The organism is Chitinophaga sp. Ak27, from assembly GCF_012726295.1.
GTDB lineage: Bacteria > Bacteroidota > Bacteroidia > Chitinophagales > Chitinophagaceae > Chitinophaga.
This window is the reverse complement of record NZ_JABAOB010000010.1, coordinates 46,488-62,416: the sequence shown is the minus strand read 5'-3', so window position 1 is coordinate 62,416 and position 15,929 is coordinate 46,488. Positions and strand designations below refer to the sequence as shown.

Below are 15,929 nucleotides of genomic sequence, written 5' to 3'. Positions count from 1 at the left end.
TCTGTATTATTACTATACAAAAAACTCCTGCAGGTTTGCCCTGGCAGGAGTTTTTTTATTCCCGCCACAGCGATTGTAACATTTTCCGACAAATCGCCGTTTAATACACTGGATAGTAAATAGAAGCGGATGAATACAGCTGTAAAACTTATGATAGGTGCATGCCTCCTCCTAACAATGGGAAGCTGCCTGAAAAAAGATAATATGTCGCAAATGCCCCAGGCAGACGTCCGGGCCGAAAGTGTTATACAGGATTATCTAAGTTCACATAACCTCACCGCCCAGCGGGATGTATCCGGACTGTACTACCAGATTCTTCAACCCGGGGACAGTGTTCACTTTGTGAAGGCCACCTCCATAGCTACTGTCATCTATACCAACCAGCTACTTACCGGCGAAACAGTAGGTTCCTCTTTTGGTCCGACCGACTTCGATCACCGGGAACTGAAAAACCATATTCCCGGATGGCAGATAGGGCTTCAGAAAATTTCCCTTGGCGGTAAAATCAGGTTATATATCCCACCCGCCCTGGCCTATGGCTCCATCGGCATCCCTGGTATTATTCCCCCCAATGCGGTATTGATTTCAGACCTGGAATTAGTAAGTATCAGATAAAAAGCATTTATTGCAAACTTGTTATTTTGTCACCTTTATTTATTTATAATCGAAACCGAAATTGTATGAAGAAAGTTTTTCTGTTGGGAGGATTGTTCCTGCTTGCGCTGGTAGCCTGTTCAAAAAAAGATAATACGCCACCTTACGACTGGGGAGTACAGTATAACATCGATTCTGCCAAAATCGTTGCCTATATTGCTGCGAATAATATTCCCAATGTCCAACATGAACCAGGTGGTATTTTTTACCAGGTAATCACCCCGGGCACAGCCGACAAGCCCAATGCAGCGGCTTATGTAACAGTAGACTATGTAGGTACCCTGCTCAATAAAACTACTTTCGAAAGCAATCAGAACGTCAAGTTCGGTTTAAATGAGGTGATCCAGGGCTGGACCGTCGGTGTACCTAAAGTAGGAAAGGGCGGGGAAGTAAACCTCTTCCTGCCTTCCGGGTATGCTTACGGGCCAAGCGGCAAAGGGGCTATTCAGCCTAACACAGTATTGATCTTCAACATTAAGCTGAAAGATTTTACAAACAGATAAGGAAGAAGCAGAAAGCTTAAGGCAGAAAGCAAAAAGCAAAAAGCTATTATAGAGAAGAACTTAGCGAGTATTTAAATTCGCTTTAATCATTCTCCATAATAGCTTTTTGCTTTCTGCCTTAAGCTTTCTGCTTCTTTTTCCGTTAATTTTACAGATAAATCAATTAACTAGTGGCACACGAATGTATTTCCGTATTCGATATTTTTAAGATAGGTGTTGGCCCATCAAGTTCACATACCCTGGGCCCCTGGAGAGCAGCGCTTCGCTTCCTGGCAGAACTGGAAAAAGATCATAAATTACCAACTGTCAGTAAAGTACAGGTATTATTATATGGCTCGCTCGCTAAAACTGGCCATGGACATGGTACCGACATCGCCGTACAACTGGGGCTCTCCGGAGATGACCCCGTAACGTTTGATGTTAACCAGATCAACCCTAAAATGGACGATATCCGCCGCCACCGCAAAATGTTGCTGGGCGGTAAATATGAAATAGACTTTGATCCTGTAGAAGATATCGACTTCCTTTTTGAAGAATCATTACCCTTCCACCCAAATGCCATGACCTTCCTGGTTACTTTCCGGGACGGGGAACAAATTGCTTCTACCTGGTACTCCATTGGTGGTGGCTTCGTGGTACAGGAAGGCGAATCCGGCAGCAGCGCCGAACAGGTAGACCTACCATTTCCAATTGATACGGCCCGCCAATTACTGCAATGGTGTATCAAAACAGGTTACAGCATTTCCGAACTGGTCATGGAAAATGAACAGGCCTGGCGCTCAGAAGCAGCTACCCGCGAGGGGTTGCTCAAGATCTGGCGCGTCATGCAGGAATGTACTTTCCGCGGATGTCATACTGGAGGCGACTTACCAGGTGGCCTCAAAGTAGCCCGCCGCGCTGCTTTGCTCAATAAAAAACTGTTACAGGGACGTACCTACAGCGACTATAGCTCCTGGATCACCGCCATCCGCGCAGGTGGAGAGCATTTCAGCTATACGCTCGACTGGGTAAGCTGCTTTGCGCTGGCCGTAAATGAAGAAAATGCCTCTTTTGGCCGGGTTGTAACGGCTCCCACCAACGGCGCTGCAGGCGTAATTCCAGCAGTACTCCAATATTTCATCGCTTTCTGCGACGGTTTCCACGAAGAGAAAATCCAGCAATTCCTGCTTACCGCCTCTGAAATAGGCAGCATCTTTAAAAAACGCTCTACTATTTCGGCCGCCATGGGCGGATGCCAGGCGGAAATCGGCGTTTCATCTGCCATGGCCGCCGCCGCCCTCACTGAATGCATGGGAGGCTCCCAACGCCAGGTGTTGATGGCCGCAGAAATAGCCATGGAACACCATCTCGGACTTACCTGTGACCCAATCGGTGGATTAGTGCAGGTGCCCTGCATCGAGAGAAACACCATGGGCGCTATTAAAGCGATCACCGCTTCCCAGCTGGCCCTCCAAAGCAATCCCGAACTGGCAAAGGTATCCCTCGATGCCGTAGTAAAAACAATGTGGGAAACCGCACAGGATATGAACTCCAAATACAAGGAAACCTCCGATGGAGGCCTGGCTGTTAATATTCCTATCAGTTTACCAGAGTGCTAACCCAGTACAACCAACGATGATAAATTACGAATGGCAGATATAAGCAGAGATATAAACGAATGCTTGTGGTTATATAAGGAAAGAACTATATTTTCGTTTATACATTATTACAACTGTTTAGATCCGTTATTCGTAATTTAATTTATCACTTTTTATGCGTGCTATCCTTGCCATTACGCTGATTTTCCTCTCCTTTTCTCTATCAGCACAACAATTCGGAGGAAATCCGCCTTCGCTTAAATGGCAACAGATCAACAACGATACCGTCAGGGTGATCTTCCCCAAAGGCATGACTGCCCAGGGCGAGCGCGTAGCCAATATCGTACATTACCTCAACCGCTATACACGTAACTCTATCGGGCCGCTGGAAAGGAAAGTAAACATCGTTTTACAGAACCAAACCATGCAATCCAATGGGTATGTCCAACTCGGACCCTTCCGATCTGAGTTTTACCTGACGCCATCTCCTTCTTCCCTCGACCTGGGCTCCCTGAACTGGGAAGAACAACTGTCGGTACACGAGTACCGCCATGTACTACAGAACATGAATTTCCGCCAAGGCATATCTAAGGTGTTTTCTATTCTCGGTGGCCAGCTGGGACAAGCCGCTATTACCAACATTGCCGTACCCAACTGGTTCTGGGAAGGCGATGCCGTAGTGGTGGAAACTGCACTCACCCCACAGGGCAGGGGAAGGCTCCCGGGCTTCTTCGATGGCTTCCGCGGACTGTCGCTGGCAGGTAAACATTACGCCTATATGAAAATCCGTAATGGCTCGTACCGCGATTTTGTACCGGACCATTATCCATTGGGATACCTGATGACCAGCTATGGCCGCGAACATTATGGCACCACTTTTTGGAAAGAAACTACTACAGACGCTGTGCGCTTCCGGGGACTTTTTTACCCCCTGTCACATAGCCTGAAGAAACGTACCGGCTATAATATTACCGGCTTTTACCGGGCCATGCTCAAAGAATACCAGCCCCTGTGGAATAACTATGCCACCCGCCCCGATACCACGGCGGCTAACGGCATATTACCCGTGGCAAAACCAGTGACGAACTATAAATATGTATATGCCGCCGGCAACAACGAATGGATAGTACTTAAAGATGCCCGTAATAAAGTACCGGGATTTTACCGGATAAATGCGGCTGGCCAGGAGCGCCTGTTGGTAAGGCCAGGCATCGGGTACGATGATTTTTTCAGCTACCGCAATGGCCGCATTGTATGGGCCGCCGCCCGCTTCGATGCCCGCTGGGGATGGAAAGACTTCTCCGTTATCCGTATCTGGGATAACGTCAGTGGTCAAACGAAAACTATCTCCGGCAGGGGAAAGTTCTTCTCTCCGGATATCAGCGAAAACGGGCAGCTGGTGATAGCAGCGGCTACCTCGCCCAATATGCAATACAGCTTACAACTGATTAATGCCCAAACCGGTAAAGTAGAAAAGCAACTGCCCAATCCGCAAAACTGGTATTATACCTATCCGCGCTTCGCCGCTGGCGACCAGGCGGTGATCAGCGCAGTACGTAACAGCAAGGGGGAGATGGCGCTGGTACAGCAATCGCTTTCCACCGGGGAAAGTTCTGTACTGACACCTTTCAGCTACACCGCCCTGGGTATCCCGGTAGTGAAAGCCGATACCGTTTATTTTACGGCAGGATATAAAGATGTGAATAACGTATATGCCATCACGTTATCAGACCGGAAGATATATGAAGTAACCGACCGGGGAAATAGCGCCATGCACCTGGCTATTGACCATAACAGGGATAGCCTCGTTTTCAGTGAGTTTACCATTAAAGGATATAAATTATACCACGCTGCACTGAACGAAAACAACTGGAAACAGGTATCCGGTGAAAGCCGAAGCGTGTGGCTGCATCCTGAGTTCAAAGAAGGTGGCAACATCCTGGAGATCGTGCCACGGGATTCGCTGCCGGTAAAGAAATATGCACAGTTTACCCATCCGTTTAACTTCCACAGCTGGGTACCCTCTTTCAATGACCCGGATTATGGTATCTCCCTTATCGGCGAAAATATATTAAGCACCACGAATACCACGATTGGATATACCTACAACCGGAATGAAGAAAGCTCCAATATCGGCGCTGGATTTACCTTTGCCGGTTGGTTCCCGGTGCTGTACCTGGGCGCCGACTATACCATTAATCGTAACGGACTTGATCAGAACCGGCAGAGAGTATACTGGAATGAGGCCACCGCCTACATGGGTTTCAGCATACCACTCAATTTATCCGCCGGTATGTATAGCCGCAGCTTGTCTTTTGGCAGTAACTATAATATCCGTCACCGTTACCTGGACAGCAAATACAAGGGAAATGATTTACAGTTCCTCTCCAATTCAATTACCTTCAGTAATCAACGTATTAAGGGCGCCCAGAATATCTTTACTCATTTTGGCCAATACCTGGCCCTGCAGTACAACCATTCTGTGACCGGCTTATTTGCAGAACAACTGTATGGGCGGCTAGATCAGTACCTGCCGGGACTCTGGCATAACCATAACCTGGTATTACAGGGAGCGTTCCAGCAAAGGGACAAGTCGTTCAACTACACCTTCACCGACAATTTCGTATATGCAAGGGGATATAATACGCCTTTATATACCCGTATTTATAAGCTAGGTGCAAATTATCACCTGCCGCTGGCATATCCTGATTGGGGCTTTGCACAGTTACTTTACTTTAGCCGTGTCCGGGCCAACTTGTTTTATGATTATAGCGTAGCTAATTTTTACCAGCAGAATGTCAATACCCGCTTTACCTCTGCAGGTACGGAATTGTTTCTCGATACACGTTTAGGCAATGCACTGCCATTCACATTCGGGGTACGCTTCAGCCACCTGTTCGATAAAGACCCGGTAGACAATGCGCAGAACCGCGTGGATTTTATTATCCCGATCCAGCAATTATTTAACTATTGAGTTATTTAACGTTGATGCGGATGGAAGGCGCTTTGTAGTATTTTTCTTCCGCATATTTGATGATGATTTCATCGAAGTATAAGACATCGCCTGATTGTAAAGATTCCTTCAGGCCTTTGCTCCAGAGCGGAGTGAGGGATGGTGATTTAAAATTATCTCCCGTAAAATCTTTATAAATGGCCGGTTGGCCGGTAGTATCATTCAGATAAGGCTCATGCTTTTCGTAGGTAAAAGCAAAGGAAATGACCGGGTACTTGTTATTTTTTTCATCTCTTACTACCAATGCAGAATCGAGTAGTTTGGTTACTTCCGTTTTAGGCAGGGTATCGCTCAGGTAGATACCCCAACTGCTACGCAGTTTCATGGGTCTTTTGTTGCTGACAGCGGTAGTGGTAGCGGCAGGAACTTTTTTATGAGTTTGCGCAAATACCGGCATGGCAACAGCGGTGAGTAAGCAACTAAGTAACAGGTGTTTTTGCATGATAGTACCGGGATATAAAAAAATCGCCCGGTATAGTAACGACCGGGCGATAATAAAAATTATAAGGATTTTAAACTTTCCTCGATCACAGAAATTTTTGCTTCGGCGTCTGCTTTTTTCTTGCGTTCTGCTTCTACCGCTTCAGGTTTCGCTTTCTGTACAAAACCTTCGTTGGAAAGCTTCTTCTCCACAGATACCAGGAATCCTTTCAGGTATTCCAGGTCTTTCAGCAGCGTGGCTTTCTGTGTGGTGGTATCCAGCTCGGTTTCAGTGCCCAGGTAGAATTTATCTTTCCCGATAACCACTGTGATACAGCCAGGTACCGGTTCCTGTACGTAGTGGATGGCGGAGGCGTTCACCTGTTTCGCGAGCATACCTTCCAATTGTTTGAAAGTGTTGTCATGTTTGGTTTCTACGTGCAGTACGATCGGATCTTTCGGCTTAATCTGGTTTTTATTACGTGCATCACGGATGCCGGTGATAATTTCCTTAGCCAGTGTTCCTTCCAGCAGGGTAGCATGTACAGGAGCTTCTGGCGTAGTGAATTGTTTTATCATCAAAGAATCAACAGCGGCACGTTCCGTTAACAGCTGATAGATTTCTTCCGTAATAAACGGCATATATGGATGTAACAACTGCATGAGTTGCTCAAAGAAGTATACGGTTTTACGATATACAGATGCGGCAATGGGTTGCTCAAAACCAGGTTTCACCCATTCCAGGTACCAGCTGCAGAAATCATCCCAGATAAGGATGTAGAGTGCTTTCAGTCCTTCGCTGAGACGGAAATCTTTATGCAGCGCGGCTACTTCAGCCTGTACTTCATTCAGCCTGCTTTCAAACCATTTCACGGCGAAGTTATTGGCGGTAGCTTCGGCAGCGCCATCATCTTCCTGGCGTTGTTCCCACATTTTCACCAGCTTCAGGGCATTCCATATTTTATTACAGAAGTTACGTCCCTGTTCGCAGCTGGCGTCATCGTAGAGTAAGTCGTTGCCGGCAGGAGAGGAGATCATGATACCAAAACGTACGGCATCTGCGCCAAAGGAGTGGATCAGTTCCAGCAGATCGGGAGAGTTACCCAGCTGTTTACTCATCTTACGTCCTTGCTTGTCGCGTACCATACCTGTAAAGTACACATCGCTGAAAGGCTTCACGTCTTTATATTCCAGGCCGGCCATAATCATACGGGCCACCCAGAAGAAGATAATATCCTGACCGGTTACGAGTACGGAGGTAGGGTAGTAGTAGTTGATGTCTTCGTTGCCAGGTTGGGAAATACCATTAAATACTTCCATAGGCCATAACCAGGAGCTGAACCAGGTATCGAGGCAGTCCTCATCTTGTTTCAGTTCTGCTGCGCTGATGGTGATATTGCGGGTGGCAAATTGTGCGACTGCTTCCGCAGCGGTGGCAGCTACTTCGAAAGTGCCATCCGGTGCGTACCAGGCGGGTATTTGTTGTCCCCACCAGAGCTGGCGGGAAATACACCAGTCCTTTACATTTTCCATCCAGTATTTGTAGGTCGCCAGGAAGCGATCACCGGGATGTATTCTTACATCGCCATTTACCACTGCGTCCAGGGCTGGTTTGGCCATTTCAGCCATTTTCACAAACCATTGGGTGGAAATACGGGGCTCTACTACTGTGGTAGGGTTACGCTGACTGTAGCCAACGCGGGTAGTGTACTCCTGTTCCTTTACCAGCAGGCCAGCTTCGGCCAGGGCCGTTACAACTTTCTTGCGGGCCACGAAGCGGTCTTCTCCTACGAAAACAACAGCGGCAGCGCTGAGGGTACCGTCATCGTTCAGGGTATCTACAATTTCCAGGTGATGTTTAAGGCCCAGGTTATAGTCGTTGATATCGTGTGCTGGCGTTACTTTCAGCGCACCGGTGCCAAATTCTTTATCTACATAAGTATCAAATATTACCGGTATGCGACGGTTTACCAGCGGCACAATAGCAAAGTGACCTTTCAGGTGTGTATACCTTTCATCCTCTGGGTTTACGCAGATGGCGGTATCACCCATAATGGTTTCAGGGCGTTGGGTGGCGATGGTAATGTACTCACCGGTAGGCGTGCCTGTAGCGTCGGTGATGGCATACTTTACATGATATAGTTTACCCTGTATGTCTTTGTATTCGACTTCCTCATCGCTCAATGCTGTTTTGGCCTTTGGATCCCAGTTGATCATACGTGCACCACGATAAATTACTCCTTTCTTATAGAGATCAATAAAAACGGTGATCACCGCTTTATAATAATGATCGTCCATAGTAAAGGTAACGCGGTCCCAGTCGCAGCTGCAGCCAAGTTTTTTTATCTGGTGGTAGATGATATCACCATATTTATCTTTCCATTCAAAGGCATGTTTGAGAAACTCTTCGCGGGTGAGCTGGGATTTTTCAATTCCTTTTTCCTGCTTGAGCATATTTACCACTTTCGCTTCGGTAGCAATGGACGCGTGATCGGAGCCTGGTACCCAGCAGGCATTGAATCCGCTCATACGGGCACGGCGTACCAGGATGTCCTGTACGGTTTCATTGAGCGTATGGCCAAGATGCAATACCCCGGTCACATTGGGAGGGGGGATGACGACAGTAAAAGGTTGACGGCCATCCGGTTTAGAGCGGAAATAGCCTTTGTCCATCCATTGTTGGTACCATTTTTCCTCCACCGATGCCGGCAGGTAATTTTTCGAGAGTTCCATGCTATTCATAATATAAGGTTGCAAAAATAACGGAGATTAGGGAGAGATGAAAATTAAAAGAACGAGGATCTCCCCCGGTACTACGCCATTTCTGCGATTATTTCGCAGGTGCGCGCTACCATTTCCGGTGTGATATCGAGATGGGTGACTATTCTGACCTGTGTAGGAGAGATGGGCATCACTAGGATATCTTCGTTTTTAAGGTAGTCGGCAAAGTATTGCGGCGTCCAGTCGCCAGTAACTTCAAAGATGAGGATATTGGTTTCTACCGGCAGCATATGACCCACAAAGGATTTTTCCAGCAGGGCCTGGGCTATTTGTTTGGCGTGCAGGTGATCGTCGGCCAGCCGGGCAATATTGTTTTCCATGGCGTAGATGCCGGTGGCAGCCATGTAGCCGGCCTGCCGCAGGCCGCCGCCGAACTTTTTGCGGATACGGCGGGCAGATTTTATAAATGCTTCACTACCAAGTAATACAGAGCCCATCGGGCAGCCCATGCCTTTGTTGAGGCATACGGAGATGCTGTCAAATAATTGCCCGTATTGCACCGGATTCTGCCCCGTGGCTACCAATGCGTTAAATAGGCGGGCTCCATCGAGGTGGAGGGCCAGGCCATGCTCCTGGCAAACGGCTTTGATTTTTTCCATTTCTTCCCAATCGTAGCAACATCCGCCGCCTCGATTGGAGGTATTTTCCAGGCATACCAGGCTGGTGCGGGCTTTATGTACGTCGTCCGGGTTAATCGCAGCTTCCACCTGGGGGGCGCGGATCATGCCGCGGTCGCCGATAATGGCATGTACCTGGGCGCCTGAGTTGAAGGCAATGCCGCCTCCTTCATAAATATATACATGCGCAAGATTGCTGCAAACCACTTCATCCCCTGGCAACGTATGTACTTTAATAGCAATCTGGTTACTCATTGTGCCGGAAGGGCAGTACAAGGCTGCCGCTTTGCCAAAATAAGCTGCCATCATGGCTTCCAGTTTGTTGATACTAGGGTCTTCTCCGAAAACGTCATCACCGGTTTCTGCCTGTAACATAGCCTGCAACATGCCAGGGCCGGGACGTGTAAAAGTGTCGCTTCTAAAGTCAATCATTTTATTGAAAAATTTGCAACGCCTTAACCCATAAATTAGTTAAGATGTTAATTTGATAGTGATTCTTTATCAATTGTTAAAATTTGTATAAAGCAGCCTTTTACGGGGACTAAAGCACTATAAAATTCCGTTTTAAAACTGTATTTTGTTATAAGGCTGACAAATATAAGAAGGATTTGGTAGAGTGATTGGTTAGCACGATCTTTGCAGACTTATTTTTGAAGAAAACGATAAAAGCGCGGGAAACTTTGTAAGTTAATAATTTTTAAAAATTCGAACAAAAATTTTCTTTCGCTGTTATTTTATTTATAAACCAATACAATTTTTCATATGAGGCAACTTAAAATTGCCACCCAGATCACCAATCGTGATTCGCAGGCGGTAGAAAAATACCTGCAGGAAATCTCGAAGATCCCTTTGTTAACACCCGAAGAGGAGACCGTTTTGGCGCAGCGCATTAAAATGGGCGATCAAAAGGCTCTTGAAAGATTGACTACAGGAAACTTACGTTTCGTTGTATCTGTTGCAAAACAGTATCAGCACCAGGGGCTTAGCCTCAGTGACCTTATTAACGAAGGTAATCTTGGCTTGATCAAGGCAGCACAACGTTTCGATGAAACGAAAGGTTTCAAATTCATTTCTTATGCAGTATGGTGGATTCGCCAATCCATCCTGCAGGCGTTAGCCGAACAAGGTCGTCTTGTCAGGTTACCGCAAAACAAAATTGGCACCTATAATAAAGCTAACAAAGCTTACATGGCATTTGAGCAGGAAAACGAGCGTGAACCTTCTACCGAGGAACTCGCAGAAATCCTGGAAATGTCTGAATCAGAAATAAACAATATCTTCCAAAGCAACACCCGCCACATGTCACTGGATGCACCTGTGCACGAGGCCGAAGACGTTGCCATGGGCGATCTGCTGGAAGGTGGAGATATTACTGACGACGACGTTATGAGAGATTCACTCCGTGAGGAAATCCGCAGGGTCCTGAAATCCCTGAGCCCCCGCGAAGCTGAAATTGTGAATGCTTACTTTGGTCTGGATGGTGAAAACGGCGCAACAATCGAACAAATCGGTCAGAAATATGATCTGACAAAAGAAAGAATCAGGCAGATTAAAGAACGTGCTATCAAAAGGCTGCAAAAAGCCCGTTATAGCGGCGCGCTGAAATCGTATCTGGGATAATCCTTTTACTCCATTGGCCATACTGCTATATCGCGGCATGACCAGTTGAATAAATCTACTAATCCTCTTTATTCTATAAGAACACCGGCCTTGTAAATACATGGCCGGTGTTCTTATTTTAGTACACACCCCTTATTTTTGCAGTCTATGCGTAATTGGCTCTTCTTCCCGTTGCTTACACTGATCTTTTCCGCCTGTGAAAAAGATATCAGCGTTCACCTGCCTCAACAGGCGCCGCAACTGGTAGTGGAAGGCCGGATCGAAGATGGAACATATCCCCTGGTAATACTCACCAATAGCCTTGGCTATTTTTCCCGGATAGACCAGGCTACCCTGCAAAACTCCTTCGTGCACAATGCCACCGTCACCGTTTCCGACGGCAGCAAAACCATGAAGCTGGTAGAACAATCTGTAGATACCGGTAAGTTAAAGCTCTTTGCATATGTGCCGGATACCAACCAGCCGGCTGCCAACCTCTTTACAGGAAAAGTGTCAGGCACCTATACTTTAACAATCAGTGCTGACAATAAGACATACCAGGCAGTGACAACCATACCTACCGCCGGTATGAAACTGGACTCTTTGTGGTACAACTCCGTAATGGTAGACGGTTACGATAATAAGGTGCGCCTCTGGGTGAAAATCACCGATGCGCCGGCATTTGGTAACTATGCCCGCTACTTTACCAGCCGGAATAGCGAAACATTTCTTCCCGGACTCACTTCCGTGCTGGATGATAAGCTGGTGAACGGCACAACATTTGAAATTCCCCTGGACGCCGGCGTGAATAAAAATGAACGGCTGAATGCTGCTACTTATGCATTATTCAACACGGGCGATACTGTAACCGTCAAGTTTTGTAATATTGACAAAGCAACGTGGGACTTCTGGCGAACACTCGACTTTGCATTTAACAGTAATGGGAATCCATTTTCATCGCCCATAAAAATATTGGGAAATATTCCCGGCGCATTAGGCTACTGGGGCGGATACCAGGCAACCTATAAAACAATTATTATAAGCAAGTAATTATACAGCAAAAAAAGTATGGAAAACAAGCAACAAGAGCATGTACATTTATTGATCATCGGTTCCGGACCTGCCGGCTATACCGCTGCCATTTATGCTGCAAGAGCCAACCTTAAACCAGTATTATACCAGGGTATTCAACCTGGAGGACAATTAACCATCACCACAGAAGTAGAAAACTATCCCGGCTATCCCGAAGGTATCCAGGGCCCTGAAATGATGGTTGATTTCGAAAAACAGGCTACCCGTATGGGGGCTGATATCCGCTATGGTTTAGCTACCTCCGTGGACTTCAGCAAACAGCCTTATAAAGTAATCATCGACGAGGAGAAAGAAATTACCGCAGACGCGATCATTATCGCTACCGGCGCCTCCGCTAAATGGCTAGGACTCCCGTCAGAACAGCGCCTCAATGGCAGCGGTGTTTCTGCCTGCGCCGTATGTGATGGTTTCTTCTTCCGTGGTAAAGAAGTAGCCATCGTTGGAGCTGGCGACACCGCAGCAGAAGAAGCGCTGTACCTTTCTAAAATGTGCAGTACAGTACATATGCTGGTACGCCGCCATGAAATGCGCGCCTCTAAAGTAATGCAGGACCGCGTACTGAAAACATCCAATATCATCGTTTACTGGAATTCAGAAACAGATGAAGTATTGGGTGATAATAAAGTAGAAGCCATCAGGATCCTCAATAATAAAACAAAGGAAAAGAAAGAAATTCCGGTAAGCGCGTTCTTTGTGGCTATCGGTCACCAGCCTAATTCTGCCATCTTCAAAGATTACCTGGAGCTGGACGAACAGGATTACATCGTAACAGTGCCCGGCTCCAGCCGTACTACTGTAGAAGGTGTATTTGCCTGCGGCGATGTACAGGATAAGATCTACCGCCAGGCGGTAACAGCAGCTGGTAGCGGATGTATGGCAGCCCTGGATGCTGAAAGATACCTGTCAGCGAAAGAACATCACGCCTGACTTTAACTTTAGAATGTTATCCGGATAACCGGTTACTCTGGTAACCAGTTGTCCGGATAATCCGTTAATAACAGCACTAATTTTTTTGAATGCTCACCATTGCACTCGAACAGGCAAGCTTTTATGCCTACCACGGCTTATATCCGGAAGAAACCATTCTTGGCAATTACTTCATGCTGGATGTTGCCGTTCGTATACCCGGCACCGTGCCGGTAGATGACTTGTCTGAAACGGTGAACTACCAGGGCATTTATGAAATCGCTCAAACCGTGATGGCGGTTCCCCGCCCTCTGCTGGAGGAAGTGGTATATGAGCTGTCGGCTGCACTCAAACAACGTTATCCCACTATACAACATAGTATCGTTACGCTGCGCAAAATGAATCCCCCTATGGGCGCCAGTATCCGTAACTCTCTCGTATCACTGGAGAAAGATTATTAGTTCCCGTTTTTGGGATATGAATGATGTTTCTCATTTGTAATTTTCGTAGATTTATAGCATTAAGTTATTCAACAACGAAAAAACCTGTCCTATGTTTAAGAGGATCATGGCAGTTTGCTTTTTGTTATCAGCAGCCTTATTTGTAAAGGCTCAGAGTGTTAGTGATATGGTGGAAGAAGCCAAACAGCTGGAGAAGCAAATGAAGGAAAGTGAAGCATTCGAGAAAGATAAAGATATCCTGAAAATACAGCCTGCTCAGCTGGATGCCCTGAACCAGGCCAGCCAGTTATGTTCCCGTATAGGCAACCGGCAGAAAAATAAGGAAGATAAAGTCAACTATTATAACCAGGCAAAAAGTTACGCACTACAGGCCCTGAAAGTAAATCCAAACAGCCCGGATGCCAATTTATCGATGGCTATCGCTATGGGGCGCATGGCCTTGATCTCCGGTGCCAAGGATAAGGTGGCTGCTTCCAAAGATGTAAAGAAATACGCCGAGCTGGCCATTAAATTCAACCCCTCCCTGGCACAAGGTTATCACGTATTAGGTAAATGGAATTTTGAAGTGGCCAATTTAAATGCCTTTGAAAGGGGCGCTGCCAAAATGCTATTTGGCGGGCTGCCGGATGGCTCGCTGCAAAATGCCATCACAAATTACGAGAAATGCCGGCAGCTGGACCCCGCATTTGTCCTCAATTATTACGAACTGGCCCGCGCTTATAAAGAAAATGATCAGCAGGATAAAGCTATAGATGTACTCAAAAAGGCATTAACGCTGCGCAATATCGCTCAGGACGATGCCGGTATCAAAGTGGATTGCCGGAAAATGCTGGACGACCTCCAGTAGACACCGGTTAGATCTCTTTCCCTTTCCACCTGCCGCTGCGCAGGTACCAGTAACTCAGCCCGAAAATGATAGTCCAGTAGATGAAATCGGCTCCCCAGGCCCATTGCAGCTCGCTGCGCATACGTTCTATCACAATATCGCAATAGAGCATATAGCCTATTACTGCCGTGATTTCTGTAACCAGGTTCATACGGGTATTACCGGTACCAATTACCCCACTCATCGTTACTGCCGATACCGCCATGAGAATGGTACTTAAGGTAATGATCCGTATGGATGGAATAGCCACTGTAATCAGGTCGGCATTATTCGTATAGATATGCAGCAACGTGTAGGGAAACAGGTTGACCAGGATACATACGGTAGTAGCGCAAATCACACTGATACCCACTATTTTCCGGATGGCTTTGAATACCAGTTCAGACTTCCCCTGCCCGATCACATTGCTGACCATCGTATTGCAGGCCGCGGCCAGCGACCACGTAAAAATCCCGAAGAACCCGAAAATACTACGGAGCATATTAGATACGGCCAGTGGTCTTTCACCCAGGTGTTCAATAAATATAAAAAACACAAACCAGCTGCCAATGCTAAAAAGGAATTGTACAATCAGGGGCGCCGAAACATCCAGGATATTCCGGACAATAGCCCAGTTAACCCTCAAATAGCCAAACAGGCTGTATTTCCGGTGGTAACCTTTGATAAACAGCATACTGCAAGCCACCAGGCAACCCGTAAATTCAGCAATGATGGATGCTATGGCTGCGCCATTCAGGCCTATTGCGGGTAATCCCAGCTTACCGAAAATAAGGGTGTAATCAAAAAAAATGTTCATCATTTCCTGGCAGAGGGAAATCACAATCAACATCTTAGGATGCCCGCTGCCAATATAAAAGGCATCGGCCATATTGAGCAACATCAGGAAGGGGAGTCCCCAGATACGGATGCGGATAAACGATACCGCTGCTGACAGGATATGTTGGTCGTGCAAACTTTTTGCAAAGAACCAGGGAGCAGCCAGCAGCGTAATCAGGATAGCAATCAGGGAGAAAACAAGGCCCACCTGTATCCCGTTGGAAAACAATTGCCCGATACCCGCATACTGACCCTGTCCTGCTCTGCGGGCAATCAACACCTGTAGTCCGTTGTTGAGGCCATACACAATCATATACATCACCAGGTAATAAATCCCGGCGATGCCGTTGGCCGCCAGCTCAAATTCGCCCAATCGCCCCAGGAATGCGGTATTTGTAATATGATTGATTTGTGGAATAATCAGGGCAAGGCATATAGGTCCTGCTATCTTTATAATCTGCCGGGTGGTTACTTCCAGTTGCATGTATCTTCTGCTGATTGTGGGTATAAAAACAAATATATGGGAATCTGGTGATCATCTCCCCTGATAAAACAACAAAACGCCCCCACCAATTAACTAAAAAGACTATTATTGTAATTCATT

13 protein-coding genes are annotated in these 15,929 nt (G+C 46.8%); 9 read left to right on the top strand and 4 right to left on the bottom strand.

Annotated features, from left to right (window positions below):
- Positions 1-129: 129 nt before the first annotated feature.
- The 4 genes from HGH90_RS27060 to HGH90_RS27045 all read left to right on the top strand — a co-directional run bounded on the left by HGH90_RS27060 (position 130) and on the right by HGH90_RS27045 (position 5,708).
- Positions 130-615, top strand: coding sequence for an FKBP-type peptidyl-prolyl cis-trans isomerase (locus tag HGH90_RS27060; protein ID WP_168767175.1), 486 nt, complete (start codon positions 130-132; stop codon positions 613-615).
- Between the two features lie 65 nt (positions 616-680).
- Positions 681-1,157 carry an FKBP-type peptidyl-prolyl cis-trans isomerase gene (locus tag HGH90_RS27055; RefSeq protein WP_168767174.1) on the top strand — a complete coding sequence of 159 codons (477 nt, stop codon included), beginning with the start codon at positions 681-683 and terminating at the stop codon, positions 1,155-1,157.
- A gap of 170 nt (positions 1,158-1,327) precedes the next feature.
- On the top strand, positions 1,328-2,755 hold the full coding sequence (locus HGH90_RS27050; protein ID WP_169192324.1) for an L-serine ammonia-lyase: 1,428 nt from the start codon (positions 1,328-1,330) through the stop codon (positions 2,753-2,755).
- 154 nt (positions 2,756-2,909) lie between these two features.
- Positions 2,910-5,708, top strand: a complete 2,799-nt coding sequence (locus HGH90_RS27045) for a hypothetical protein (protein ID WP_169192323.1) — start codon at positions 2,910-2,912, stop codon at positions 5,706-5,708.
- Between the two features lies 1 nt (position 5,709).
- Here HGH90_RS27045 and HGH90_RS27040 read toward each other — a convergent pair whose 3' ends face one another.
- The 3 genes from HGH90_RS27040 to HGH90_RS27030 form a co-directional block, all read right to left on the bottom strand.
- Positions 5,710-6,189: a hypothetical protein gene (locus tag HGH90_RS27040; RefSeq protein ID WP_168767171.1), complete on the bottom strand. Its 480-nt coding sequence runs from the start codon at positions 6,187-6,189 to the stop codon at positions 5,710-5,712.
- Positions 6,190-6,248: 59 nt separating this feature from the next.
- Complete coding sequence (locus HGH90_RS27035) at positions 6,249-8,900, bottom strand: valine--tRNA ligase (RefSeq protein WP_168767170.1); 2,652 nt, start codon at positions 8,898-8,900, stop codon at positions 6,249-6,251.
- 80 nt (positions 8,901-8,980) lie between these two features.
- Positions 8,981-9,997, bottom strand: coding sequence for a threonine aldolase family protein (locus HGH90_RS27030; RefSeq protein WP_168767169.1), 1,017 nt, complete (start codon positions 9,995-9,997; stop codon positions 8,981-8,983).
- A 330-nt stretch (positions 9,998-10,327) separates the two neighbouring features.
- Here HGH90_RS27030 and HGH90_RS27025 point away from each other — a divergent pair, with 330 nt between their 5' ends.
- The 5 genes from HGH90_RS27025 to HGH90_RS27005 all read left to right on the top strand — a co-directional run bounded on the left by HGH90_RS27025 (position 10,328) and on the right by HGH90_RS27005 (position 14,470).
- A complete protein-coding gene (locus HGH90_RS27025; RefSeq protein WP_012793808.1) occupies positions 10,328-11,185 on the top strand; it encodes an RNA polymerase sigma factor RpoD/SigA in 858 nt (285 codons plus the stop codon).
- Positions 11,186-11,332: 147 nt separating this feature from the next.
- Positions 11,333-12,214 carry a DUF4249 domain-containing protein gene (locus HGH90_RS27020; protein ID WP_168767168.1) on the top strand — a complete coding sequence of 294 codons (882 nt, stop codon included), beginning with the start codon at positions 11,333-11,335 and terminating at the stop codon, positions 12,212-12,214.
- Between the two features lie 18 nt (positions 12,215-12,232).
- Positions 12,233-13,183, top strand: coding sequence for a thioredoxin-disulfide reductase (trxB, locus tag HGH90_RS27015; RefSeq protein WP_168767167.1), 951 nt, complete (start codon positions 12,233-12,235; stop codon positions 13,181-13,183).
- A gap of 89 nt (positions 13,184-13,272) precedes the next feature.
- Entirely contained in the window at positions 13,273-13,623 is a 351-nt protein-coding gene (locus HGH90_RS27010) for a dihydroneopterin aldolase (RefSeq protein ID WP_168767166.1), read from the top strand.
- A gap of 91 nt (positions 13,624-13,714) precedes the next feature.
- Positions 13,715-14,470, top strand: a complete 756-nt coding sequence (locus HGH90_RS27005; RefSeq protein WP_168767165.1) for a hypothetical protein — start codon at positions 13,715-13,717, stop codon at positions 14,468-14,470.
- Between the two features lie 7 nt (positions 14,471-14,477).
- Here the strand turns inward: HGH90_RS27005 and HGH90_RS27000 are convergent, their stop codons facing one another.
- The gene (locus HGH90_RS27000) at positions 14,478-15,809 is read right to left on the bottom strand and encodes an MATE family efflux transporter (RefSeq protein WP_168767164.1); all 1,332 of its coding nucleotides are present in this window, start codon (positions 15,807-15,809) and stop codon (positions 14,478-14,480) included.
- Positions 15,810-15,929: the final 120 nt, after the last annotated feature.

Coding starts and splice junctions, on each gene's coding strand:
- HGH90_RS27060 (WP_168767175.1), top strand. CDS start 130: ATGAATACAGCTGTAAAACTTATGATAGGTGCATGCCTCCTCCTAACA.
- HGH90_RS27055 (WP_168767174.1), top strand. CDS start 681: ATGAAGAAAGTTTTTCTGTTGGGAGGATTGTTCCTGCTTGCGCTGGTA.
- HGH90_RS27045 (WP_169192323.1), top strand. CDS start 2,910: ATGCGTGCTATCCTTGCCATTACGCTGATTTTCCTCTCCTTTTCTCTA.
- HGH90_RS27040 (WP_168767171.1), bottom strand. CDS start 6,189: ATGCAAAAACACCTGTTACTTAGTTGCTTACTCACCGCTGTTGCCATG.
- HGH90_RS27035 (WP_168767170.1), bottom strand. CDS start 8,900: ATGGAACTCTCGAAAAATTACCTGCCGGCATCGGTGGAGGAAAAATGG.
- HGH90_RS27030 (WP_168767169.1), bottom strand. CDS start 9,997: ATGATTGACTTTAGAAGCGACACTTTTACACGTCCCGGCCCTGGCATG.
- HGH90_RS27025 (WP_012793808.1), top strand. CDS start 10,328: ATGAGGCAACTTAAAATTGCCACCCAGATCACCAATCGTGATTCGCAG.
- HGH90_RS27020 (WP_168767168.1), top strand. CDS start 11,333: ATGCGTAATTGGCTCTTCTTCCCGTTGCTTACACTGATCTTTTCCGCC.
- trxB (WP_168767167.1), top strand. CDS start 12,233: ATGGAAAACAAGCAACAAGAGCATGTACATTTATTGATCATCGGTTCC.
- HGH90_RS27010 (WP_168767166.1), top strand. CDS start 13,273: ATGCTCACCATTGCACTCGAACAGGCAAGCTTTTATGCCTACCACGGC.
- HGH90_RS27005 (WP_168767165.1), top strand. CDS start 13,715: ATGTTTAAGAGGATCATGGCAGTTTGCTTTTTGTTATCAGCAGCCTTA.
- HGH90_RS27000 (WP_168767164.1), bottom strand. CDS start 15,809: ATGCAACTGGAAGTAACCACCCGGCAGATTATAAAGATAGCAGGACCT.